We start from the raw sequence: 23,274 nt of genomic DNA on the forward strand, positions 1-23,274 counted from the left end.
ACATTTTTATAGACATGGCCGAACTCATTTATAGTTCTGGTATTATCCGTAGGAGGGAAATACTCACCTTTGAAACCTTCATGCCATTTGATCGTACAGCCAGTTTTACTTGCAATTAAATCTGCAATATCAGATGCTTTGGTATTTACACCAGAAGCAATGTTATAGATCTGATGTTCATTCTTACGGCTGATGAGGTAAATCATTTCTGCAACATCCGTAACTGAAACATAATCTTTTGCATATGCAGGCGCAACATACATATCAATATGTTTATTCGAAATTGCATTTCTTATTATGCTTGGCAGGAATAACTTACTTTTTAACGCCAAACCGTAAACGTTACTAGGTCTGACAATAATCGTATCTCGGCTGCTTTTAAGGCATAACTCTTCACTTACCAGTTTAGTAAGGTTAAAAAGTCTTCGGTTATCGCTGCTGCATACCGTAAGATTATCATTTTCCGACGCGCTATCTTGTTCCATATATACGCGCGTTGATGAAATATAGATTAATTTCGAGAACTCAGCGCGTTCCAAAATTGATGCCAGCAACTCGGTGTTTGATTTATATACATCAAATGGTGTGTTTGCACAATCACCATTGCCAGCAGCATAGATGACAATGCCCAGATCTCTATCAAAAAGAGTCTCATCATCGCGTGGCGGGACTTCAACTTTTTCCCCCTTAGCCAGAAGGTTTTCCACGATTTCACTACCAATGAAACCACGTCCACCGATCACTGTATAATGTGCTTTCATAACGTTTTCTTATACTCAGCGAGTGTAATTAATTTGATGTCTTTTTCAGAGAGGAGTGGTGATGTTATCGGCCAGTCAATGGCAATATCCGGATCATTCCAGATAATCCCACCTTCATCCTTTGGATCGTAAAAATCAGTACACTTATAGTGGAAATCGGCATAATCGCTTAATACGCAGAATCCATGGGCAAACCCAGGAGGAACGTACAACTGGTTATTCTTCTCGCCTGAAAGAAGTACACCAACATATTGGCCAAACGTATCAGAATCTTGGCGAAGATCCACTGCAACATCATAAACTTCACCGCTGATTACGCTAACTAATTTACCCTGAGGCTTCGTTTTCTGGAAATGCAGTCCACGTAGAACATTTCGACTCGAACGTGAGCGATTATCCTGTACAAAAGTACCTTTAATTCCTGCATCTTCATATTTTTCTTTATGCCAGGCTTCAAGAAAAAAACCGCGAGAATCACCAAAAACCTTAGGCTCAATGATCACACAATCTTTTAAAGGTGTTTGAATTACGTTCATTATAAATCCTTCGGTGGGAAAGAATCTCTTTCCCATCTACTTTGTGAGTTAATTTCAGATTTTGGTACTAACTTAAAATACTTAACTGTTGTTTTCTTTCCAGAGTAAGTCACAGATGTCATCAGTAGGATTAAATGCAGTAGGTGCATTTAGCAATATTTTGCGCACCCGTTCATAATCAAAGTTGCGACATGAGATATCCAATTCTGCAAGAATATTTTTCATTTCACTCCACGGAAGCATGACTTCATTAGCCGTTTTAATTCGTGGATGTTGTGTTATAGAGACGTTATCGCCTATTAAAAGCTCTTCATAAAGCTTCTCACCAGGCCGCAGTCCCGTCGTTTTGATAGCAATATCACCATAAGGATTTTTATCATCACGGACGGAAAGTCCCTGCAAGGCAATCATGCGGTGGGCGAGATCAATAATTTTAACCGGGTCGCCCATATCCAGCACAAAAACATCTCCCCCACTACCCATTGCTCCAGCCTGGATCACAAGCTGCGCTGCTTCAGGAATGGTCATGAAATAACGGGTGATATCAGGGTGCGTTAATGTTACCGGACCACCAGCAGCGATTTGTTTTTCAAATAGGGGGACAACCGAACCGGACGAACCTAACACATTCCCGAACCGGACCATGCTGAAGCAGGTTTTACTCGATTCTGATGCCAGGGCCTGCAGAATCAGCTCCGCCATACGCTTTGTTGCACCCATTGTGTTTGTTGGCCGCACAGCTTTATCTGTAGAGATAAGAACAAAACTTTCGACGCCACAATTTTCGGCAGCTTGAGCGCAGCACAAAGTTCCAAAGATATTGTTACGGACACCGTCAATAACATTGAATTCAACTAGCGGAACATGCTTATAGGCTGCCGCATGGTATATAGTCTCAACGTTAAATGCCTTGATTAGCCTTTCAAGATGTTCCATATCCTGAACGTTACCTAAAATTGGGTAAATCTTAGTATTCAAGGATTGTGTCAGAATTAAATTTCTTAGCTCAGAATCGATAGAATAAAGTGAGTATTCTGATAACTCGAAAAGAATTAGTTGTGAAGGTTTATTTTTGATTATTTGTCGGCATAGTTCAGAACCAATAGACCCTCCTGCGCCAGTGACCATGACCGTTTTATCAAGAATATTCTTTGAGACTAATTCAGGGATCGGTGAAACAGGGTCGCGACCTAACAGATCGGTAATTACTACTTTACGTAAAGCATCGATTCTCGCTTTTCCTTCAACCAAGTCAACCATTCCCGGAATCGAAAGCACCTCACAAGGTAGTCCTTCGAGGGTAGAAATCACCTCATTTTTTCTCGCACGGCTGGCACTTGGCATCGCCAGCAGAATTTTCTTAGCCTCATACTTCTCGATTAGCCATGCCATTTTTTCTGGCGAAAACACACTTACACCATGGATAACCTGCCCCTGTAATGAGCGATTGTCGTCAACAAACGCAACGGGATAGTATTCATCCATCTGGCTCAACGCGGGAAGTAACTGTCGTCCTGAAGCTCCGGCCCCATATATGATGACGCGGGTTCCCAATTTTAAGCCACGATTAACTAGCATTCTCATTCCAAGGCGCGAGCCCGCCACAAGCAATACCCCGAACGAGAAATAAATAAAGGGGATGGTTCTTGGAAGATAGAGGTTTGTGTAAAAAGCGGCAATAATCAGGAGTAACGACGAAATTAGCATTCCAAGAGAAACAACAAGCAGTATTTTCGCGGTTATGTAACGTATTACAGCTCTATAAAGTCCAAGTTTTACAAAGATGGCAAGAGTAATTACTATTATTGATGTGAGCAGTAACCAGTGGGATACGCTAGTTAACGGTGTCATAGAATCAATACGAACCCAAAATGCAAACCAAAATGCACACGTTAACAAAACAACATCAATGGAGAGTGTAATAATCCGTTTTATTGGTCTTGGCAAAGAAATTAAATAAGTTAGCATACTAAAAACTAGTCGCCTCGTTAAAGCTTGCTATTAATTTATAAAATAGTACCGGGAGGGCATATGGCATGCTCATCCACTGTTGCACTATATCCACCCACTGTTCCCGCTTGCAGAAAAGCCGATCTCCCAATATTCGCACCACCGGCAAGATGCACGCCAACCCCTAAGTGGGCAAAATCACCAAGAGTCGAATCATGATCCACCGTCGAATGACTATTAACTATCGTACCTGCCCCTAAGGTTGAGTTTGCGCCAATAACTGCACCGGCTAAAACTACGCTCCCGCTCCCCAAGGTAGCGGACGGACTCACAAATGCAAAGGGGTGTACCAGCGTTGTAGGAGTAATACTTAAACTTTGAAGCTGATGGTGGAATACTTCTCTTAGCTTATTATTGCCAATGCCTATAGCAATATGTTTGGCAGTGTCCGCATAGAGATTAAGATCTGATGTTTTCCCAATAACATGAATCTCTGAAGTATTTAAGCACGATTCATTATCATCGAGGAATACAATCTTTTCATATCCCAAAAGTCTAGCAGTTTCGTACAGCGTACGTCCATGCCCTCCAGCTCCTATAATGATCAGATCATTCATTTATGCATTCTCTTTGTCTTTGACTCCAGCCCCACATTTGAAAGCGATAAATATCAATGGTAGCCACGCGATGATGATGCCAACAATTCCATCAATTTTTGCAGAAACGATTAAGTATGCAATTGGGAACAACCACACAATATTTATTGCAATCGCCGCCAATGTTACCGGAACATGGCTCTTATATTTGCGGGCAAGAATTTGATAGCAATGGCTTGCATGTGCTTCATAAACTTTTTTACCAGCCAGTAATCTTCTAAGCAAGGTAGTAGTTGCATCCACAATAAAAATGCCAAGCAGACAAAGTTCAGCGAACAAGACATGTGAATCTAGCTTTGCAAAATAAAGAATCATCAGGCCAATAGTAATACCTAAAAAACCACTTCCAGCATCCCCCATGAAGATCCTTGCCACAGGGAAGTTCCACACAATGAATCCTGCGGCAGCCCCAGCGAGAGCCAGTGCAATCATCGTCATCGCATCAGGAGAACCAGCGTTTTGGCTAAGCGTTATTATAACGACACTGCACAGAGAAAAAGTAATGGCTTGAGAGCTTGCAAGACCATTAATGCCATCCATAAAGTTATATAGATTCAACATCCACACAAGATAGACGCTTCCTATGATTATTCCAAACCATGACAAAGATACGACATAGCCAAATATATCAATATCCGGAAACGTTCCTAAGAAATAGAGACCTATTGCTGCTGCTAAGAAATGCATCAGCAAACGCCAGCGCGCAGCAATGTGTCCATGATCATCGAGAAAACCGATAACCGCAATCAATAAGCCCGGCACGAAGAAGCCTAAAAATGTCTCATAAGAAATATGTTTTGTCAGTACCAACCATAGTAATGCAGCTAATAATGTTAATACTATAGCAACCCCTCCACCGCGCGGCGTCGGCACACTATGTGAGCTTCTTTGGTTTGGCTGATCAATCACATTATTCTTGATGGCGTACAACCTTAAACCCCAGGTCATCGCGCATGAGATAAAGAATGCAAAAACGACAATCCCCAGATACAACATTATTTTTTACCTTCAATAAAATTCTTCGCTGTTTTTACCATCGTTTCCTGCAACGTAANNCTGTTCCCTTGATTTCGTTGAGTCGACTTCCAGATCGCCATACAGTTGGTCATATATACTTTTTTTCCTCATTGCTGAAAGAAAAATTTTAAGTAATGCCCGAGGGAAATAAACAATCCGCGCTGTCATGCCCATCCCGGTAGAAAATGCCGTAATCATTTCTTCAGTTGAAGGATGCTCCTGGTCAGCCAAAAGATAAAGTTCATTTTTTGACTTTTCATTTGTTGTACATTCGCTTATAAAGCTCACAACATTGTCCAGTGAAACAAGGGCGCGCTTATTTTTTACTGACTTAAAAGGCAGAGGCAGGTTTTTAGACACTAACTTTAATAAGCGTTGAATATTACCCGGAGCATTTGGACCACAGATTAAAGCCGGACGAACGATTGTTATTGCCATATTACTACCTGAAAATGCCTTGAGAAGGCTTTCCTCGGCTTCCAGCTTGGAAATAGCATAATCTGACGTTGGTCTGGCAGGTGTCGATTCACTGAAAGGGATTCCCGATGTGGAATTACCATTTACTCCAATTGAACTGACGAAGATGAAATGTTTTACGCCACAGTTTGCAGCGTCATTAGCTAATTTCATTGTCGCATCATGGTTGACACGACGAAATTCTGTCAGCGCATCTTCAGCATCATCTTTAAGGATATGAGCTCTTCCTGCGGTATGAATGACAGTATCACAACCTTGTAAAAGCGTAGTCCAATTCGTTTGAGCCGAAATATCGCCAAGATTATACATTCCCTGTTCAATATTTTCTTCTCGACGCGTAGTGAAAATTACCTGGTGACCTGCTGATCTTAACGTTTTGACTAAAGCAGTACCGAGAAATCCAGTTCCCCCAGTCACTAAAATTTTCATTGTCGTCCCCTATCAGCTAATTAACCATATAAATATCGAGGCGGACAGCCCTTAACGATTTTGATAATTTTGTACAATCCAGGTCTTATAATTCCCGCTTTTAACGTTTTCTACCCATGTCGTGTTTGCCAAATACCATTCAACTGTTTTACGAATCCCACTTTCAAATGTTTCCGCAGGCTTCCAGCCAAGCTCAAGTCCAATTTTCTCAGCATCAATCGCATAGCGGCGGTCATGGCCCGGACGGTCAGCAACATAGGTAATCTGATCGCGATACGACCCCTCTTTAGGCACAATCTCATCCAGCAGATCGCAAATCGTATGCACCACATCCAGGTTTTGCTTTTCGTTATGTCCACCAATGTTGTACGTCTCCCCCGGTTTCCCTTGGGTGACCACGGTATAGAGTGCACGCGCATGGTCTTCAACATAGAGCCAGTCGCGGATTTGATCGCCCTTGCCGTAAATAGGCAGCGCTTTGCCGTCCAATGCATTCAGGATAACCAGCGGAATCAGTTTTTCCGGGAAATGGTAAGGGCCATAGTTATTTGAACAGTTGGTGACGATGGTCGGGAAACCGTAGGTACGCATCCAGGCACGAACGAGATGATCGCTGGAGGCTTTTGACGCTGAATACGGACTGCTGGGCGCATACGCGGTAGTTTCAGTAAAGAGTGGCAGCTCAGTTGATGCAGGATGCTCATCAGGATGCGGCAAATCTCCATACACTTCGTCGGTAGAGATGTGATGGAAACGAAACGCTTTCTTCGCCTGCTCATCAAGCGTGGACCAGTACGCACGGGCGGCTTCCAGAAGCACATAAGTGCCGACGATATTGGTTTCGATAAACGCTGCCGGGCCCGTAATAGAACGGTCAACGTGGCTTTCAGCAGCCAGATGCATTACCGCATCAGGCTTATGTTTTGCAAAGATCCGATCCATGGCGTCTTTGTCGCAAATATCGGCATGCTCAAAGGCATATCGGTTGCTATCACTAACTTCTGTTAGCGACTCCAGATTTCCGGCATAGGTGAGCTTATCTACATTGACGACATCGTCCTGTGTATTTTTAATAATATGTCGCACAACCGCTGAGCCGATAAAACCAGCCCCGCCCGTCACAAGAATTTTCACGTTATCTGTTCCGTCTAGTGTATATGTCTGGATACTGGGGTTCTGAAACCTGAGTGTTTAATAACGGTTTCAGAAATTGAGCACGCTACCGCCCCTGGCTTAACAGCTACCAGTGCACTGAGCGATGTTTGATTAATGATTTTGCTTGTCTGGTTACAGACAAAAACTGGCGTTAATTGTCGTCCTAAACGACCAGAGAAACAAGCACAAATCGCTACAAAGCTGCTGAGATTTGAATCAGATAACCCTATGTAATCATTAAAATTAATAACAAAAAACGGCAGTTATCATTTTGGTTATGTCTCAACACCAAAAATGATAACTGCCGTTTGTTCTGGACGCGGAATGAATATCAGTCGTTAGCCAACAGCTTCTCAATCCGGCTTCTGAACTTCGCACCTTCCTTCAGGTTGCGCAGCCCATAGTTCACAAACGCCTGCATGTATCCCAGCTTCTTACCGCAGTCGTAGCTGTCACCTGTCATCAGCATTGCGTCAACGGACTGTTTTTTCGCCAGTGCTGCAATTGCATCGGTCAACTGGATACGATCCCAGGCGCCTGGCTCAGTTTTTTCCAGCTCCGCCCAGATATCGGCATTCAGGACATAACGGCCAACCGCCATCAGATCTGAATCCAGCGTCTGCGGCTGATCGGGTTTTTCGATGAACTCAACGATGCGGCTCACCTGCCCTTCTGTCTCCAGCGCTTCTTTTGTCTGGATAACGGAGTACTCGGAAAGATCGCCCTTCATGCGTTTCGCCAGCACCTGGCTACGGCCGGTTTCATTGAAACGAGCCACCATTGCCGCCAGGTTGTAACGCAGCGGATCGGCTGAAGCGGTATCGATGATGATGTCCGGAAGAACAACGATGAATGGGTTATCACCCACTACCGGACGGGCACACAAAATCGAGTGACCCAGACCCAGCGGCTGTGCCTGACGCACGTTCATAATGGTTACGCCTGGCGGACAGATAGACTGCACTTCTGCCAGCAGCTGGCGTTTGACGCGCTGCTCAAGCAGCGCTTCGAGTTCGTAAGAGGTGTCGAAGTGGTTCTCAACCGCATTCTTGGACGAATGGGTAACCAGGACGATTTCTTTGATCCCTGCAGCAACAATCTCGTCGACGATGTATTGAATCATCGGTTTGTCGACGATCGGCAGCATCTCTTTAGGAATGGCTTTAGTGGCGGGCAGCATATGCATGCCCAGGCCTGCTACCGGAATGACTGCTTTCAAATTAATCATTATTTCTTCCACCTTAAAATGGTTGACGAATTATAGCTCTTAAACCTGTTTTCGCCAGCATGATTTGCCGTAATCCTCTGGCAATGTTACGCCTTAGCCCCACAAATTTCTGTAGTTGCAATCTGAATAGATCACACTTCTGTGCCAGGAATAGTCTCAAAAAAGAAAATTGTCGATTATCTGTGCGGAAGCGCAAAATTCAGCCTTTCCACATTCACTACCTGCTGATCCACTCGGTCAATATCCACCGAACTCTGCCCCTTCTCATTCACCGCTTTGATGTTCGCCAGCGACAGCAAGGTTTCGTCTTTGGCCATAAATTTACCCCGCACATCTTTACGCAGGTCGAAGTTGATCTTCAGCGCGGGGCCAATAGCCGCTTCCTGCATCACGTTGATATTACGTAAAAAAAGATGTTGCGGCTTATTGTGCAGCTCAAGCGTCGCCCGCTTCATCTCCACGTTGGTGATCGCTACAAAGGAGGTCGCATTACCGGATGAAATTTGTATTCCGCGCAGCTTATACGCTAGCTGGCGATTATCCAGATGGATATTGTTAAGCTTGAAGTTCTGCGGGATGGACAAATAATCGCCTTTAATTACGCCATAGCCGATTAACATTCCGGCACTATTGACCATGTCGACATTATCAATAACGAAATTATCGCAGCCATAAATGGCGACCGTTGCGTTGTCTATACCCGCCTTTTTACTGAAATCGGGGGTAATATTTTTGGCCTTTATATTGCGGATAACAAAGTGTTTCCCGTTCTCAACGTGCACCAGCTGGCGACAGTTGCTGCCGGTGATATTTGCCACCACGAAGTTCTTTACGGTTTGCTTTTCCGGGTAGTCGTTATCGTAGGTGCTGCCGGCGAGGCCGATGCCGATGCCCCAGTTGATCTTGCCGTTGGTGCAGTTGATGTTATCGATCACATGATCGGAGATGAGGATATTGCGGTCATTGATGGCAACGTTCCACTCGATCGCATCGCCCTGCAGATGGCTGAATTTGCTGTTGGTGATCCGGGCGCCGTCAACCTGATTGTGAAAGCCCTGGCGCAGGATGGCGTAGTTAGCCTGGCTCACGCTGATGTTATCAATCACCAGATTGCGCATCACGCGCGGTTTCTTGCCGCCAATGTAAATCTGCGTCACCGGCCCAAATCCGCTCATTGCCAGCCCTTTGATCGCGCAGTCAGAGCCGCGAACGTCGAGCGTGATGTTCTCCGTGCGCCCGCCGCCTTCACCGATCACTTTGCAGCCTTCCTGCAGCACAAAACGCCCACGTCCGTTGCCGGTTAACGCTCCGCGGATCAGCAGCGTTTTACCGTCGGGAATGAAAATGCCCGTATTGATGTTTTCGCAGGTAAGTCCGGCCGGGACAACGACGGTGTCACCATCCTTGAACGCCTGCTTAAAAGCGGCGATCCAGTCGTTGTTATTGTACTGATTAATGGAGACCGTCTTTCCGCTTGCCGCCCGCGCCATGCGGAACGACAGCAGCGGCGAGGCCGCCAGAACAGACAGAGAAGAGACAAAGGTGCGTCGGGTAATCTTTTTCAGCATACAACCTCGGCGTTACAGCGTTTGCAGCAGGCTCGCTAACTGGCGATTGATTACCTGCTGGTTAAAATCGGTTTCAACTTTTTGTCGGGCATTCTGGAGCACGGGCTCCAGCGCCTGCTGGTCGATGTCGCTAAAGGCAGCCAATCGATCTGCAAGAGCCATCGCGTTATTCTCCGGCACCAGCCAGCCGGAATGATCAGATTTGATCAACTCCGGGATCCCGCTGTGCAGCGTCGATACCACCGGGATCCCAACGGCCATCGCCTCCATCAGCGCCACCGGAATGCCTTCCATATCGCCATCGGCGCCCGTTACCGAAGGCAGCAGGAATACGTCCGCCTCATCAAGCATGGCTTTAACCTCGTGGCTCGGCTTGAAGCCCGGCATCTCCACGACATCGTCCAGCTGATACTGTTCGATAAGCGTGCGCAGACGACGTTCCCACGGACCAATGCCGAGAATGCGATAGTGGAACGCCACCCCGCGCGCCTTCAGCTGTCGGCAGGCTTCGATGGCCACGTGCAGACCTTTCTTCTCGGTCAGACGGGCTACGGAGATGATCTGCAGCGGTTTTCCCGGCACCTTAACCGGGCGGCGAGTGAAGCGCGTTAAATCGACGCCCATACGCGACACGGCAATTTTCTCCCCCGGACAGCCCATGCTTTTCAGGCGACCGGCCCACAGGTCGCTGATGGGCAGCATCATGTCGCCGCGGCGGAAAAGCGCCTGATACTCCGGCGTGTAGTGGTTCAGCACCTCGCGGCTGGAAATGTCGATACCGTGGAAGATGGTCGCAATTTTGCCGTCAATTACGCCAAGCTCACGCAGTTTCGCGGCGGTGACCCCCGCCGGTCCAAAGTGGGCGATAAACACGTCGGCACGATACGGCTGCGCCGTTTGCCCGCAGATGGCCGACAGAATTAAATTGCGAGATTCCGATCCATAGCGGGAAACGTTCAGTGCGCGCCACGTCGACGCGCGGTGGATCCCGCGTAACGTCTGGCTGGCCCGGTAGCGCAGCTTGCTCAGCTTCCCGGCCGGTTCGTCCTGCAGCCAGCGGGTCTTCGCCTCCAGCCCATACTGGGCATACGCCGCATGGGTATTTTTGGTGTCGCCCTTTTGCAGGGCGACGATCTCCACGTCATATCCCATATCGATAAACGCGGTGATTTGGTTCAGTACAAAGGTCTCAGACGACAGCGGAAATTTCAGCAAGAAGAAACCAACCTTCATTTCCCCTCCCGCACGCGGTCAAGTACCGACTTCACCATGTCAATGCCCTTCTCGCGCTCGGCTTTCACCGCCACCGCCAGGCGTTCATTGATCGCGGGCAGTTGACCCAGCGTGTCCCCCACCATTGCACCGAGCGATCCGTCCAGCAGATGACGAATATCCACGGCCATCTCCGGCATGCCAAGCTGCTGCATAATCCCGGCGGACTTGTGCTCATAGTTAATGGCGATGGCCGGCGTGCCAAAGTTCATGGAGATAATCGCCGAGTGCAGTCGGGTACCCACCGTCAGGTCGCAGGCTGCGAGCAGTTTGCCCATCTCCAGGTCGTTCAGCTCGTCCATCACCACGTGATAGCGGGACGGGTCGTTCACCAGGTTGCGCAGGTTCAGCGCCACCATGCGGTCATCTTTGTTGTAGCTGTCGATACCGGTACAGGTTGAGAGCGCCAGCACCTGATAACCGCTGTCCAGTACGCGGTTCACTACGTCGGCGAACGCTTTCTCATAGGCTGCCTGGGTGGTGCCAAGACGCTTATCGAACGGGGCGAGTTCACGCAGGGTAATCGCAACGGTTTTTTGTTTCGCCGTCACGTCGAGCCAGTGCTGCACCGCGTAGCTCGGCTGGAAGTTATCGTCCTGGTGATCCACCAGCCAGGCGGTATCCACGCCGTGTTCAACTTTAGAGGTGTCAATTTCGCTACGCTTCATCATGTCGAGGCTGACCGATTCGCGCAGGATCAGCGCGTCGCAGTGGCCAAACACATAATTTGCCAGCTGGTTAAACTGCGGATCCTGGAACGGCCCGACGCTGTGGCCGATCATAAACAGCGGCTTTTTCGCCATGAACGTGCACAGCGCATGCTCAAACTGCGGCACGCCGTAGAGATCGACGAAGAACGAGCCGCCGACCTGAATAATGGCGTCATAGCCGGACAGCAGACGTACGAAGTCCGTAAAGCCCTGCGCGATAGCAATGTTGCGCAGTTTACCGGTATCGGTCACCCGGGAAAGCAGCACCTGATGCTGGTAGCGACGGCGCAGCACTTTCTTCACGCGCCCCATCACGCCCGCGGCGTTGTTGTGCTGTTTCATCTGGCTGTAGAGCGGGTCGCCCATCACCGGGCGGTTCAGTAACCAGGATGAGCTGACCGGATAACGGCTCATCACGTCCACTTCGGTCTCAGGCTTAAGGGTGTTAATTGCATCCAGTAAACCGCGCAGGATGGCGCTGTCGCCACGGTTGCCGCAGGTATGGTTGCCAAGAATTAATAATTTCATAATGGCCTCTTAAAGAACTAGCCTGCGCGAAGCAGCGTTTTCATTTTTTCGTTACGGCAAAACTGGCGCTTCATCTCTACCACCAGCGCGTTGCGCGACAGCACAATCATCACGCCAAAGGCCAGCGCGCCCGCGGCAACCTGCACCGCCAGCAGCGCGGCGAGCGGCAGATGCCCGCTGAGGATAATGCCCAGACCGTAGCTCACCGCCAGGGTCGGCAATGAGAGATAGAACGGCAGCCACAGGCTCAGGATGTACTGACGGTAGCTGGAGCCCAGCACCGGTTTGATCATGATGAAGTAGCTCAGAACGGTATTGACGATCTGCACCAGCAGGAAGCCCAGCGTGACGCCGATGGCGCCCGCCATATGCCCGCCGACGATAATCGCCGGAATAAACAGGAAAGTTTTGAACACGTTGAACTTAAAGCTGATATCCACGCGCGCCTTCGCCATCAGCAGAGAACCAATCGGATTGCCCACGGAGCGCAGCAGCCCCACCACGCACAACAGCTGCAGGATCGGGATAATGCCGTTCCACTTCTCGCCAAACACCAGCGGCACGAAGTTGCTGGAAACCACCATCAGCCCCAGCAGCACCGGGAAGTTGATAATCCCCACCACGGAAAGCAGCTTGTAGAAGTTGACGCGCAGCTTCTCGGTGTCGTCCTGAATCTTGGCGAACGCCGGGAATAGCACGCGGGTGATAATGGGGTTCAGCTTCATAGGAGGAACAACCGCAACGTTATAGGCCAGGTTGTAGCCCCCCGCCACGCTCGCGCCCAGGATGCGCGCCAGCACCAGCGTCGAGAGGTTGGTATTCACATAGTTAATAATGCTGTCCGCCGTCAGCCACGCACCAAAGCGCAGGTTGGACGAGACGGACGCGAGAGAGAAGTGCAGCCCCGGACGATAAATCTTGCGGCCAAAGTAGCCGAACAGCAGCGTACGCACGGCAGAGTTAACCAGGTAACCGAGGATGGCGGTCATCGCCAGCGGCCAGAAATGGGCGCTCACCACGGTAAAGGTAAAGCCCGCCAGCACCGCGCTGGTTTCAATCATGCCGATTTTGTTGAACTCCAGCTCTTTCTGCATCAGCGCACGGAACTGCTGCCCGTGCGGGATCACCACAAAGGCAAACGACAGCGTGCGCATCAGCGGGGCGAGATCCGGGTTGTGCAGCACGCTGGCTATGGTGTCGCTCAGCAGGAACACCAGCACAAACACGAAAATCCCCAGCCCCACGTTCAGCCAGTAGAGCGTGGTCAGCTCGAGATGGCTAATCTCTTTACGCTGGATAATCGAGTTGGCGATACCAAAGTCAGACAGCGTGTCGGCCAGCGCGATAATCACCAGCGAGACGGTCAGCAGGCCGAACTGGTGGTTATCGATAATGCGCGCCAGCACCGTCATCTGCACCAGGCCGAGGCCAATGATGACGATGGTCGCCATCGCTGACCACTTGGCGCCGCTGATGGTTTTTTCACGTAAGCTCATCTTAGTACGCCGCTTTGTTCACGAAACCTTTGAAGATGGTCAGAAAAACAATCTTGATATCGAACCAGAGGCTCCACTCGCGGATGTACTCCAGATCGAATTCGATGCGTTTTTCCATTTTTTCCAGCGTGTCGGTCTCGCCGCGCCAGCCGTTGATCTGCGCCCAGCCGGTAATACCCGGTTTCACCTTATGGCGCAGCATGTAGCCTTCAATCAGCGAACGGTACTGCTCGTTATGCGCCACCGCGTGCGGACGCGGACCAACAATCGACATGCCGCCGGTAAAGACGTTGATGAACTGCGGCAGCTCGTCAAGCGAAGTGCGGCGCAGGAAGTTCCCCACGCGGGTGACGCGCGGATCGTTCTGCGTCGCCTGGGTCACCACCTTGTCGTTCTCCATCACCTTCATGGAGCGGAATTTCCACACCATGATCGGCTTACCGTCCATGCCGTAGCGGGTCTGACGGAAGATAACCGGGCCGGGAGAGCTCAGCTTCACCGCCAGGGCGATGCAGCACAGCACCGGTGAAATAAGCAGTAAGATCAGCGAAGAGAGTACGATATCTTCCACGCGCTTAAGCACGCGGTTAATACCCGACAGCGGCGTGTCGTACAGCGGTACTACCGGCACGCCGTTCACCTCTTCAATGCGGGAATGCAGAATGTTGAAGGTAAACACGTCCGGGATCAGGATCACCGAACAGGTGGTGTCCGCCAGCTCGCGCATCAACTGCTTGATGCGGGTTTCGTCTTTCATCTGCATGGCGATATAGACGTTATGAATTTTTCCGGCCTTCGCGTCTTCAATCAGCTGCGCGTAATTGCCCGCCCAGTCCGCAGGCACGCCGCCCGGCTTCGCGTCGTGGTAAATCCCCACCACTTCAAACCCTAACCACGGCTCTTTGCGGAAGCTGTCGAGCAGCACTCTCCCGACCGGTAAATCACCCGCCACGGCGACGAAACGACGGTTATAGCCGCGGTTACGCAGCCAGCCCGCGCCAAAGCGGATCAGGGAACGGCACACGACCATGCCGACGCTGGTTAACAGGTACCAGCAGAGATAGGTCACGAAGCGGTTGTCAAAATCATGGCTGAACGCCACCAGACCGGCGCTGAAGATCAGGCTCAGGGTCCAGTTCTGCAGCAGCAGCATCAGTTCGGTGGTCATTTTCACGCCGCGCCACGAGCGGTAGAAATCGGTCATCCCGCCGATCATCTGAAACACAACCAGCGCAATCAGGGCCATCAGAAGATGCATATATAAGAACGGCAGCCCGCTGATCCGACACACCGCCCACAATCCACCGACCATGATGGTGATATCAGAAAAACGCTGCACCATAGAGATTAACGATGCATTCGTTCTCGCTCGTTCGCGTTTTTTTAGATTCGTCATCGTTGTTCCTGTATTCGGTTCCCCCTCCCGCCGGGAGGGGCAATTGTTACTGATTCAACAGCGCCAGAATGTCCTTCGTTCGGGCTTCCATCAGCGCCGTATCAGCGCGGGATTCCACGTTCAGGCGCACCACCGGCTCGGTGTTGGACGAACGCAGGTTAAAGCGCCACTGCGGGAACGCCATGCTGATGCCGTCCGTACGGTCAATCTCCAGCGCGTGAATGGCAAAGTGCTGTTCTACGCGGGCAATCGCCTCGGCCGGCTGCGCCAGCTTGCTGTTGATCTCCCCGCTCGCCGGGAAGGCCGCCATGCGGTCGCGCACCAGCTCGCCCAGGCTCTGCCCCTTCAGGCACAGCAGCTCGGTCACCAGCAGCCACGGGATCATCCCGCTGTCGCAGTAGGCAAAATCACGGAAATAGTGGTGCGCGCTCATCTCGCCGCCGTAGATGGCGTCTTCTTCGCGCATGCGCTCTTTGATGAAGGCATGGCCGGTTTTAGACATCACCGGCTCGCCGCCCGCGGCCTTCACCACGTCGACGGTGTTCCAGGAAAGACGCGGATCGTGAATGATCTTCGCGCCCGGATTTTTCTCGAGGAACGCTTCCGCCAGCAGGCCAACGATGTAGTAGCCTTCGATAAACTGCCCTTTCTCATCAAACAGGAAGCAGCGGTCGAAGTCGCCGTCGAAGGCGATGCCCATATCGGCACCGTGCTCAATCACCGCGTTACGGGTGTCGTCGCGGCACTCCGGCAGCAGCGGGTTAGGAATACCGTTCGGGAAGTTACCGTCCGGCGTGTTGTGTACCTTGACGAAGGTCACCGGCACGTTCAGCGCCTTAAAGCGGGCTTCCAGCGCATCGACAACCGGGCCTGCCGCGCCGTTACCAGAGTTGATGACCAGCTTCAGCGGCTTGAGGTTCGCCACGTTGATGTAGCCCAGCAGGTGGTCGATGTACTCTTTCTGCAGGTTAATCTGCTTGTAGCTGCCGCGCTTCGCGTCGTTCACCGGCGGGAAGTCGTTGGCTTCCGCGAGGCGCTGCACGTCGCGCAGACCAGTGTCGCCGCTAATCGGGCGCGCGCCCTTGCGCACCAGCTTCATGCCGTTGTAGTCCATCGGGTTGTGGCTGGCCGTTACTTCGATACCGCCGTCCACGCCGAGGTGGAAGGTGGCAAAATAGATCTCTTCGGTACCGGACAGGCCGATGTCCAGCACGTCCACGCCCGCGTCCTGCAGCCCTTTTGCCAGCGCCAGCTTCAGGGATTCACTGGTCAGACGCACGTCGCCGCCCAGCACGATGGTCTTAGGTTTTAAATATTCGCCGTACGCGCGACCGATGCGCCACGCGATGTCTTCATTCAGCTCTTCGCCCAGCTTGCCGCGAATATCGTAGGCTTTAAAACAGGTTAATTTTTCCATGATGACCCCTTTTTCAGGCAACAGTTGGCCCTGACCACTTAATGGCCAAATTTATTTTTGTCATTCGTAGGCCCGGCAGGCGCAGCGCCGCCGGGCATGATGCGGCGTGCTACACGCGCCCGTAGCGATCCTGGAAGCGTACAATATCGTCCTCTTCCAGATACGAGCCGGAGCGCACCTCAATTAAGTCGAGAGGAATTTTCCCCGGGTTTTCCAGACAGTGCGTGGCGCCCAGCGGAATATAAATGGACTCGTTTTCACCCAGCAGCTTCACTTCGCCGTCGATGGTCACTTTGGCCGTACCCGCCACCACCACCCAGTGTTCAGCGCGGTGATGGTGCATCTGCACCGACAGCCCCTCGCCCGGCTTCACGGTGATGCGCTTCACCTGATAGCGGTCGCCCGCGTCGATGGAGTCATATTTGCCCCACGGACGGTACACTTCACGGTGAATGTGGTGTTCGTGACGGCCATCGGCCTTGATCTTCTCAACCACTTTTTTAACGTCCTGCACGGCATTACGGTCGGCAATCAGCACCGCGTCTTTGGTCTGGACAACCACCAGATCCTTTACCCCGACGGTGGTGACGAGGCCAGACTCGGCGTAAACGTAGCTGTTTTCGGTTTTGTGGCTAATCACATCGCCGTGATGGACGTTACCCTCCGGGGTATGGGCGCTGATCTCCCACAGGGAGGACCAGGAGCCAACGTCGCTCCAGCCTGCATCCATCGGTACCACCACCGCGTCAGCCGTGCGTTCCATCACGGCGTAATCGATAGACTCTTCCGGGCAGGCGAGGAACGCCTCTTCATCCACGCGGATAAAGTCGAGATCCGGGTCTACCACCGCCATCGCTTTTTCGCAGGCGTTCAGAATATCCGGGCGGTATTTGCGCAGCTCTTCGAGATAGCGTCCGGCGCGGAACAGGAACATCCCGCTGTTCCAGTAATATTCACCGCTGGCGACATAGGCCTGCGCGGTTTCGAGATTCGGTTTTTCGACAAACTGCGCCACGTCAAACGCCACGCTATCGCCCTCACCCGGCGTTACGCTGCCGCGACGGATGTAACCGTAGCCGGTTTCCGGCAGATCCGGCACGATGCCGAAGGTCACCAGCTTGCCACTCTCGGCGTAAGGGATCGCGGCACGCACCGCGTCGCGGAATGCGTCTTCCTGCTGGATAACGTGATCTGCCGCCAGGACCAGCATCAGCGGGTCACAGTCAGGGCTGCTGCGTTTTGCCGCCAGCGCCGCCAGGGCGATCGCGGGCGCGGTATTACGTCCGGCAGGCTCCAGGATGATGTTTTCCGTGAGCTTGTTCAGCTGGCGCAGCTGCTCGGCAACGATAAAGCGGTGCTGTTCGTTACAAATCACCACCGGGCTTTCACACTCCACGCCGTGCAGACGGTTTACCGTCGTCTGCAGCATGGTGAGATCCCCTTTCAGGCAGAGGAACTGTTTTGGATAGAGCACGCGGGACAGCGGCCACAACCGGCTACCAGAGCCACCAGCCATCACAACCGGATACAAAGTGGTTTGACTCATGATTTATCCCCGTATATCTGCAATAAATTGGCTCAGCACGTTCTCTTTCTCGAGCGTGCGTTCGGCATATTCACGTGCCACCGTGTTCACTTTTGGCATGGCGAGTGCCTGTTCAATGCCGGTGACCAGCGCCGGGACCGATTCCGGCTCCACGCACACGGCAATCCCCGGATAGCTGCCACACAGCTGGCCTAATTCAGTTTCGGCTTCGGCCGTAATCACCGCGTTACCGCCCACTGCCAGAATGTTGGTCAGCTTGGACGGCAGCACCGCATCCGCCGCGCCGCGTTTTTGCACGACCAGATGGCAATCCGCCATTTTCAGCAGCGCGGGCAGCGCGTCGTACGATTGCAGCGGGAAAAACTTCACGTTGGTCAGGCCGCGTTCACTGGCCATCTTCTCCAGCCGCGCTTTTCCCCCGCCCTGTCCGACAATCACAAACGTCCACGGCTGTTCGATCAGCAGTTGGGCCGCTTCAATAACGCTCTCCAGCCCCTGCTTTTCGCCGATGTTGCCTGAGTAAAGAATGATTTTTTGGTCTTCAGGCAAGCCGAGCCGGGCGCGCAGTGCCTGAGCCTCTTGCTCCGTCACGTCGCGAAAACGCGCCACTTCGGACCAGTTCGGGAAGAAGATCACCTTCTCCGCCGGGACGCCCTTCTCCTGCGCTTTGTTCATCATCGAGCGAGAGATCGTCGAAACGTAATCCACGTTATGCAGGCCGCTGCGCTCAAAGGCGCTGGCGAGCTTCGCCACCTTGCCGCCCTTGCCTTTCCCGGCCATACCCAGACCGAGCATGGCGTCCACTTCATAATCCTGAATGTGCAGCAGGGTGCGCGCGCCGGAGAGTTTTCCCAGCAGGCGCATGCCCGGCGTGCAGAACAGTGTGGGCACCACGCCGATAATGCGATCCGGCTTCCAGCGACGCTGCGCCATCAGCGGGAAGAAACTGCTGAGGGCAAAGCTGCCCAGATGAATTAAACGTTTCAGCGTCGAGGGCTGTTTCGGCACGTAGAGCGGGCAGCGCCAGACGGTCGCGGCCCCCTCTTCGCGGCGATAGCGCCAGCTGGAATAGCGTTCGCCTACCTTCCACTCCGGGTAGTACGGCGGGGCAGTAATCACCCGCACGTCATGTCCCTGGCTCGCCATCCACTCCACCATCTCGCCGGTGTATTTCCCGATACCGGTTAATTCCGGCGAGTAGTTAATTCCGTAGACGAGGATTTTCATAGTCCTGGCACCTCGGCCTGACGTTCCGCGAGGAAGTACGCCCGACTGTTGTCATGGACGTTGTCGCTTGCCAGCAGCGCCTCTGGCGTTAGCCAGCGGTAATCGTCATGCTGAGAATCAGGCAGACGCAGGTCTGCCTCACTCACCTTCAGGCGGAACCCCAGCACGATGTAGTGCGTGGAGAACCCGGTGCCTGAAAAGTTATCGTCATAGAAGTGCTGCCAGACCCCGTAAAACTGGCCCGCTGCCATCGGCAGCTGCAGGCCCAGCTCCGCCAGAGTGAGACGCTCAAACGCATCAACCAGCGTCTCATCCTTCTGCACGCGCCCGCCGGGCACGAACCAGAAGCCCTGTGCAGGACGATTGGTTCGTTTCCCCAGCAAGAACTCGCCGCGTTCGTTCTCCACGATCAAATCAATCGAGATGAGCGGAGTGGAACGCACTACCGTGGCAAAATCTTCCTGACTTAAAAACATCATTACCCCCGGAAGCGGTGCTGGTTTTCCAGGAACCACTGGTAGGTGCTGGCCAGCCCCTGCTCCAGTGAGACCTCGTGATACCAGCCCAGCTGATGCAGACGGGTCACGTCCAGCAGCTTGCGCGGCGTGCCGTCCGGTTTGGTCGCGTCAAACACCACGCGGCCCTTGTAGCCCACCACCTGCGCGATGGTCTGCGCCAGCTCGCGAATGGTGCAGTCCACGCCGGTACCCACGTTAATGTGCGACAGCATCGGCTCGGTGTTTTCCTGCCACACCTCGCGATCCAGCTCCATCACGTGAATGCTGGCAGCCGCCATGTCGTCCACGTGCAGGAACTCGCGCATTGGCGTTCCGCTGCCCCACACCACCACGTCCGGGGCGTTTTCGGCAGTCGCCTCGTGGAAGCGACGCAGCAGCGCCGGGATCACGTGCGAGTTGCTCGGGTGGAAGTTGTCGTGCGGTCCGTACAGGTTAGTCGGCATCACCGAGCGATAGTCGCGGTTGTACTGACGGTTGTAGGACTCGCACAGCTTGATCCCGGCAATTTTGGCAATCGCGTAGGGCTCGTTAGTCGCTTCCAGCGTGCCTTGCAGCAACTCACTTTCGGCGATCGGCTGCTTCGCCATCTTCGGGTAGATACAGGATGAACCGAGGAACAGCAGCTTGTTCACGTTGTGCAGATGCGCCGCGTGAATGATGTTGCTCTCGATCATCATGTTCTCGTAGATGAAATCCGCCGGGTAGGTGTTGTTAGCGACAATGCCGCCCACCTTCGCCGCCGCCAGATACACCTGGTCAATGCGTTCGTTGGCAAAGAAGTCCTGTACCGCACGGCTGTCGAGCAGGTTCAGCTCGTCACGGGTGCGGACAATCACTTCTACGTCACCGCGCTGTGCCAGCTGGCGGACAATCGCGGAACCCACCATTCCGCGATGACCGGCGACAAAAATACGTTGTTTTGTCATTCTCAGGACTCCAGCGCGATGGCAACCTCGTAGCCATGAGACTTGAGCAGGGAGTGTTTTTTCGCTGCTTCAAGATCTTTGGCCACCATCTCGGATACCATCTCCTGCAGAGTGGTTTCTGGTTTCCAGCCCAGCTTCTCGTGCGCTTTGGTTGGGTCGCCCAGCAGGGTTTCTACTTCAGCAGGACGGAAGTAACGCGGGTCAACCTGCACAATTACGTCGCCTGGCTTCACGCCCGGCGCGTCGTGGCCGGTCACGGACACAACGATACCCTTCTCTTCCACGCCGGTGCCTTCGAAGCGCAGTTTGATGCCCAGCTGCGCCGCAGCCATCTCAACGAACTGACGCACGGAGTACTGCACGCCGGTCGCGATAACGAAGTCTTCTGGCTGTTCCTGCTGCAGCATCATCCACTGCATTTTCACGTAGTCTTTGGCATGGCCCCAGTCACGCAGGGAGTCCATGTTGCCGAGGTGCAGGCAAGATTCCAGACCCTGAGCAATGTTGGCGATCGCGCGGGTGATTTTACGGGTCACGAAGGTTTCGCCGCGGCGCGGGGATTCGTGGTTGAACAGAATGCCGTTACAGGCGTACATACCGTAGGATTCACGGTAGTTCACGGTGATCCAGTAAGCGTACAGTTTCGCCACAGCGTACGGGGAACGCGGGTAGAACGGCGTGGTCTCTTTCTGTGGAATTTCCTGCACCAGGCCGTACAGCTCGGAGGTAGATGCCTGGTAGAAGCGAGTTTTCTTCTCAAGACCGAGGAAGCGAATCGCTTCCAGCAGACGCAGGGTACCCATGGCGTCAACGTCAGCGGTGTATTCCGGGGACTCGAAGGAGACCGCTACGTGGCTCATCGCCCCCAGGTTGTACACTTCATCCGGCTGTACTTCCTGCAGGATACGGGTCAGGTTGGAGGTATCGGTCAGGTCGCCGTAGTGCAGGTGGAATTTCGGGTTTGCCGCGTGAGGATCCTGATAGATGTGATCCACACGTTCGGTGTTGAAAGAAGACGCACGACGTTTAATACCGTGCACTTCATACCCTTTCTCCAGCAGCAGTTCTGCCAGGTAAGAACCATCCTGCCCGGTAACGCCGGTGATGAGAGCGACTTTAGACATGTTTATATTCCTCTACTTATGAATTTAATCAGTTTCAACGCGTTCGCGTATCACCACTGCGGGGTTGCCACGGCAAACTTTATTTGCCGGTAGCGATTTAAAAACGCTGCTGCGGGCACCGACTACCGTGCCATCGCCAACAGAAATACCTGGTGCAACAAAAACATCCGTTGCCAGCCAGCACTTTTCACCGATCACAATAGGCGAAGCGGTAATATCAAAATGCGGGCTCATAAAGTCGTGGCTGCCGGTGCACAAATAACACTTCTGTGAAACCACCGAATTTGCGCCAATCTTAATCTCGCCCAGGGTATATAACACCGCGTCATCCCCTACCCAGGCGTAATCCCCGAGGGTTAATTTCCAGGGGTAGGTAATCTTTACCGAAGGTCGAATAACTACGTTTTTTCCGATTTTTGCGCCAAACAGGCGCAATAAAAAGGCTCGCCAGCGGTACAGTATTTGCGGCGACCAGGCAAATAAGGTTGCCTGAACCGCCCACCACAGCTGTACCTTAATACCGTTCCCGCCCCGAAAACCTTTCGGTACGGAGAAACCTTTTAAATCCTGCATTGCGCTTCCTTATATTCAGGCTTTGTTATATAAGGTTTTCGTTTTACCTGTCGTACGCAGGCGTAATAAATAAGACAATTCCGCCCAGAATCCCGGCACGCGTAATATTTGACGCTGCACCTTTTTTGCATCCTGGCATAATTCCAGATTATTAGACGTTGACACGCCGCCCATCGAAAATTCAGACACCAGCCCTTTAATTCGACGGAACGGGTAACCTGATTTATACAGGCTGGCGGCCAGCGCATAATCGGATGACACCTTGTACTGCAAATCGTAAGGCTGTTTTTTCAGACCGTTTACCGGGAAGAAAATGGCCTGATGGCTGGCCGGCAGGCTGTGGTAGATATACCAGCCTGGCTTGGCGCTGCGGCAGACTTTATGCCCGTCGCCAAAATCGAGCAGCGCATCGCCAATATACATGGCATCCTCTTTCTGGCGCGCCAGCTGACGAGCAAACAGCGCCACGTCGTCGTGGAAAATATCGCCCGAGTTGAGGAAGATGGCATAACGGCCCTGGGCCATAGTAATGCCCTTGTTCATCGCATCGTAGATGCCTTTATCTTTCTCGCTGATGTAGCGTAAGTTGAATTCACCGTTGAGTTTTTCCAGAAACTCCGCCGTGCCATCGTTCGAGCCGCCGTCGACCACGATCCACTCAAAGGTGAGGCTTGGATCGCGCGCCAGGTTGCGCAGCGAGCGCCAGGTTTTTACCACCCCTTCGTAATTACGAAAAGCGACAGTAATGACGCTAAGAAACATAA

Annotated in this window: 21 protein-coding genes; all 21 read right to left on the reverse strand. The window is 52.3% G+C overall.

Translation table 11 applies throughout. The annotated features are described in order from the left end of the window. Window positions 1–761, reverse strand: a 761-nt coding sequence (locus tag IM284_RS20870) for an NAD(P)-dependent oxidoreductase (protein WP_193055881.1), incomplete at its 3' end; no start/stop codon positions are given. Beyond that, window positions 758–1,297 (reverse strand): dTDP-4-dehydrorhamnose 3,5-epimerase, encoded by a 540-nt coding sequence (gene rfbC / locus IM284_RS20875; protein WP_028013780.1) that lies wholly within the window; start codon window positions 1,295–1,297, stop codon window positions 758–760. The genes rfbC and IM284_RS20870, both read right to left, overlap by 4 nt. Before the next feature lie 81 nt (window positions 1,298–1,378). Next, the gene (locus IM284_RS20880; protein WP_047367924.1) at window positions 1,379–3,265 is read right to left on the reverse strand and encodes a nucleoside-diphosphate sugar epimerase/dehydratase; all 1,887 of its coding nucleotides are present in this window, start codon (window positions 3,263–3,265) and stop codon (window positions 1,379–1,381) included. A gap of 38 nt (window positions 3,266–3,303) precedes the next feature. Further along, the gene (locus tag IM284_RS20885) at window positions 3,304–3,864 is read right to left on the reverse strand and encodes a sugar O-acyltransferase (RefSeq protein ID WP_072058741.1); all 561 of its coding nucleotides are present in this window, start codon (window positions 3,862–3,864) and stop codon (window positions 3,304–3,306) included. Beyond that, window positions 3,865–4,899 (reverse strand): glycosyltransferase family 4 protein, encoded by a 1,035-nt coding sequence (locus tag IM284_RS20890; RefSeq protein WP_047367925.1) that lies wholly within the window; start codon window positions 4,897–4,899, stop codon window positions 3,865–3,867. 12 nt (window positions 4,900–4,911) lie between these two features. Continuing rightward, window positions 4,912–5,826 carry an NAD-dependent epimerase/dehydratase family protein gene (locus tag IM284_RS20895; protein ID WP_226838895.1) on the reverse strand — a complete coding sequence of 305 codons (915 nt, stop codon included), beginning with the start codon at window positions 5,824–5,826 and terminating at the stop codon, window positions 4,912–4,914. A 51-nt stretch (window positions 5,827–5,877) separates the two neighbouring features. After that, window positions 5,878–6,960 carry a dTDP-glucose 4,6-dehydratase gene (rfbB, locus tag IM284_RS20900; RefSeq protein ID WP_047367927.1) on the reverse strand — a complete coding sequence of 361 codons (1,083 nt, stop codon included), beginning with the start codon at window positions 6,958–6,960 and terminating at the stop codon, window positions 5,878–5,880. A 352-nt stretch (window positions 6,961–7,312) separates the two neighbouring features. Beyond that, complete coding sequence (gene galF / locus IM284_RS20905) at window positions 7,313–8,209, reverse strand: GalU regulator GalF (RefSeq protein ID WP_041909139.1); 897 nt, start codon at window positions 8,207–8,209, stop codon at window positions 7,313–7,315. A gap of 176 nt (window positions 8,210–8,385) precedes the next feature. Next, window positions 8,386–9,777: a colanic acid biosynthesis protein WcaM gene (gene wcaM, locus IM284_RS20910; protein ID WP_047367928.1), complete on the reverse strand. Its 1,392-nt coding sequence runs from the start codon at window positions 9,775–9,777 to the stop codon at window positions 8,386–8,388. A gap of 12 nt (window positions 9,778–9,789) precedes the next feature. Further along, entirely contained in the window at window positions 9,790–11,010 is a 1,221-nt protein-coding gene (gene wcaL, locus IM284_RS20915) for a colanic acid biosynthesis glycosyltransferase WcaL (protein ID WP_047367929.1), read from the reverse strand. After that, the gene (gene wcaK / locus IM284_RS20920) at window positions 11,007–12,287 is read right to left on the reverse strand and encodes a colanic acid biosynthesis pyruvyl transferase WcaK (RefSeq protein WP_028013788.1); all 1,281 of its coding nucleotides are present in this window, start codon (window positions 12,285–12,287) and stop codon (window positions 11,007–11,009) included. The genes wcaL and wcaK overlap by 4 nt, the downstream gene beginning before the upstream one ends. Window positions 12,288–12,304: 17 nt before the next feature. Beyond that, window positions 12,305–13,783 carry a colanic acid undecaprenyl disphosphate flippase WzxC gene (gene wzxC / locus IM284_RS20925; protein WP_044596701.1) on the reverse strand — a complete coding sequence of 493 codons (1,479 nt, stop codon included), beginning with the start codon at window positions 13,781–13,783 and terminating at the stop codon, window positions 12,305–12,307. A 1-nt stretch (window position 13,784) separates the two neighbouring features. Next, window positions 13,785–15,179, reverse strand: a complete 1,395-nt coding sequence (wcaJ, locus tag IM284_RS20930) for an undecaprenyl-phosphate glucose phosphotransferase (protein WP_041909129.1) — start codon at window positions 15,177–15,179, stop codon at window positions 13,785–13,787. A 46-nt stretch (window positions 15,180–15,225) separates the two neighbouring features. After that, window positions 15,226–16,596: a colanic acid biosynthesis phosphomannomutase CpsG gene (cpsG, locus tag IM284_RS20935; RefSeq protein ID WP_041909126.1), complete on the reverse strand. Its 1,371-nt coding sequence runs from the start codon at window positions 16,594–16,596 to the stop codon at window positions 15,226–15,228. Between the two features lie 109 nt (window positions 16,597–16,705). Beyond that, on the reverse strand, window positions 16,706–18,142 hold the full coding sequence (cpsB, locus tag IM284_RS20940) for a mannose-1-phosphate guanyltransferase (protein ID WP_028013792.1): 1,437 nt from the start codon (window positions 18,140–18,142) through the stop codon (window positions 16,706–16,708). A gap of 3 nt (window positions 18,143–18,145) precedes the next feature. Then, window positions 18,146–19,369, reverse strand: coding sequence for a colanic acid biosynthesis fucosyltransferase WcaI (gene wcaI, locus IM284_RS20945; RefSeq protein ID WP_045260413.1), 1,224 nt, complete (start codon window positions 19,367–19,369; stop codon window positions 18,146–18,148). Next, window positions 19,366–19,845 (reverse strand): GDP-mannose mannosyl hydrolase, encoded by a 480-nt coding sequence (locus IM284_RS20950; RefSeq protein WP_074135958.1) that lies wholly within the window; start codon window positions 19,843–19,845, stop codon window positions 19,366–19,368. Before IM284_RS20950 ends, wcaI begins: the two co-directional genes overlap by 4 nt. A gap of 2 nt (window positions 19,846–19,847) precedes the next feature. Then, window positions 19,848–20,813, reverse strand: a complete 966-nt coding sequence (locus tag IM284_RS20955) for a GDP-L-fucose synthase (protein WP_193055882.1) — start codon at window positions 20,811–20,813, stop codon at window positions 19,848–19,850. Window positions 20,814–20,815: 2 nt separating this feature from the next. After that, the gene (gmd, locus tag IM284_RS20960; RefSeq protein WP_003863514.1) at window positions 20,816–21,937 is read right to left on the reverse strand and encodes a GDP-mannose 4,6-dehydratase; all 1,122 of its coding nucleotides are present in this window, start codon (window positions 21,935–21,937) and stop codon (window positions 20,816–20,818) included. Window positions 21,938–21,961: 24 nt separating this feature from the next. Beyond that, window positions 21,962–22,510, reverse strand: a complete 549-nt coding sequence (gene wcaF, locus IM284_RS20965; protein ID WP_047367931.1) for a colanic acid biosynthesis acetyltransferase WcaF — start codon at window positions 22,508–22,510, stop codon at window positions 21,962–21,964. A 15-nt stretch (window positions 22,511–22,525) separates the two neighbouring features. Then, window positions 22,526–23,272 (reverse strand): colanic acid biosynthesis glycosyltransferase WcaE, encoded by a 747-nt coding sequence (wcaE, locus tag IM284_RS20970; protein ID WP_028013796.1) that lies wholly within the window; start codon window positions 23,270–23,272, stop codon window positions 22,526–22,528. Window positions 23,273–23,274: the final 2 nt, after the last annotated feature.

Source organism: Enterobacter cloacae complex sp. P12RS (assembly GCF_014895875.1).
Taxonomy (GTDB): Bacteria; Pseudomonadota; Gammaproteobacteria; order Enterobacterales; family Enterobacteriaceae; genus Enterobacter; species Enterobacter bugandensis.

Coding starts and splice junctions, on each gene's coding strand:
- wcaL (WP_047367929.1), bottom strand. CDS start 11,010: ATGAAGGTTGGTTTCTTCTTGCTGAAATTTCCGCTGTCGTCTGAGACC.
- galF (WP_041909139.1), bottom strand. CDS start 8,209: ATGATTAATTTGAAAGCAGTCATTCCGGTAGCAGGCCTGGGCATGCAT.
- wcaI (WP_045260413.1), bottom strand. CDS start 19,369: ATGAAAATCCTCGTCTACGGAATTAACTACTCGCCGGAATTAACCGGT.
- cpsB (WP_028013792.1), bottom strand. CDS start 18,142: ATGAGTCAAACCACTTTGTATCCGGTTGTGATGGCTGGTGGCTCTGGT.
- IM284_RS20885 (WP_072058741.1), bottom strand. CDS start 3,864: ATGAATGATCTGATCATTATAGGAGCTGGAGGGCATGGACGTACGCTG.
- rfbC (WP_028013780.1), bottom strand. CDS start 1,297: ATGAACGTAATTCAAACACCTTTAAAAGATTGTGTGATCATTGAGCCT.
- wcaF (WP_047367931.1), bottom strand. CDS start 22,510: ATGCAGGATTTAAAAGGTTTCTCCGTACCGAAAGGTTTTCGGGGCGGG.
- wcaE (WP_028013796.1), bottom strand. CDS start 23,272: ATGTTTCTTAGCGTCATTACTGTCGCTTTTCGTAATTACGAAGGGGTG.
- IM284_RS20955 (WP_193055882.1), bottom strand. CDS start 20,813: ATGACAAAACAACGTATTTTTGTCGCCGGTCATCGCGGAATGGTGGGT.
- wzxC (WP_044596701.1), bottom strand. CDS start 13,783: ATGAGCTTACGTGAAAAAACCATCAGCGGCGCCAAGTGGTCAGCGATG.
- wcaM (WP_047367928.1), bottom strand. CDS start 9,777: ATGCTGAAAAAGATTACCCGACGCACCTTTGTCTCTTCTCTGTCTGTT.
- wcaJ (WP_041909129.1), bottom strand. CDS start 15,179: ATGACGAATCTAAAAAAACGCGAACGAGCGAGAACGAATGCATCGTTA.
- gmd (WP_003863514.1), bottom strand. CDS start 21,937: ATGTCTAAAGTCGCTCTCATCACCGGCGTTACCGGGCAGGATGGTTCT.
- wcaK (WP_028013788.1), bottom strand. CDS start 12,287: ATGAAATTATTAATTCTTGGCAACCATACCTGCGGCAACCGTGGCGAC.
- IM284_RS20890 (WP_047367925.1), bottom strand. CDS start 4,899: ATGTTGTATCTGGGGATTGTCGTTTTTGCATTCTTTATCTCATGCGCG.
- cpsG (WP_041909126.1), bottom strand. CDS start 16,596: ATGGAAAAATTAACCTGTTTTAAAGCCTACGATATTCGCGGCAAGCTG.
- IM284_RS20950 (WP_074135958.1), bottom strand. CDS start 19,845: ATGTTTTTAAGTCAGGAAGATTTTGCCACGGTAGTGCGTTCCACTCCG.
- IM284_RS20880 (WP_047367924.1), bottom strand. CDS start 3,265: ATGCTAACTTATTTAATTTCTTTGCCAAGACCAATAAAACGGATTATT.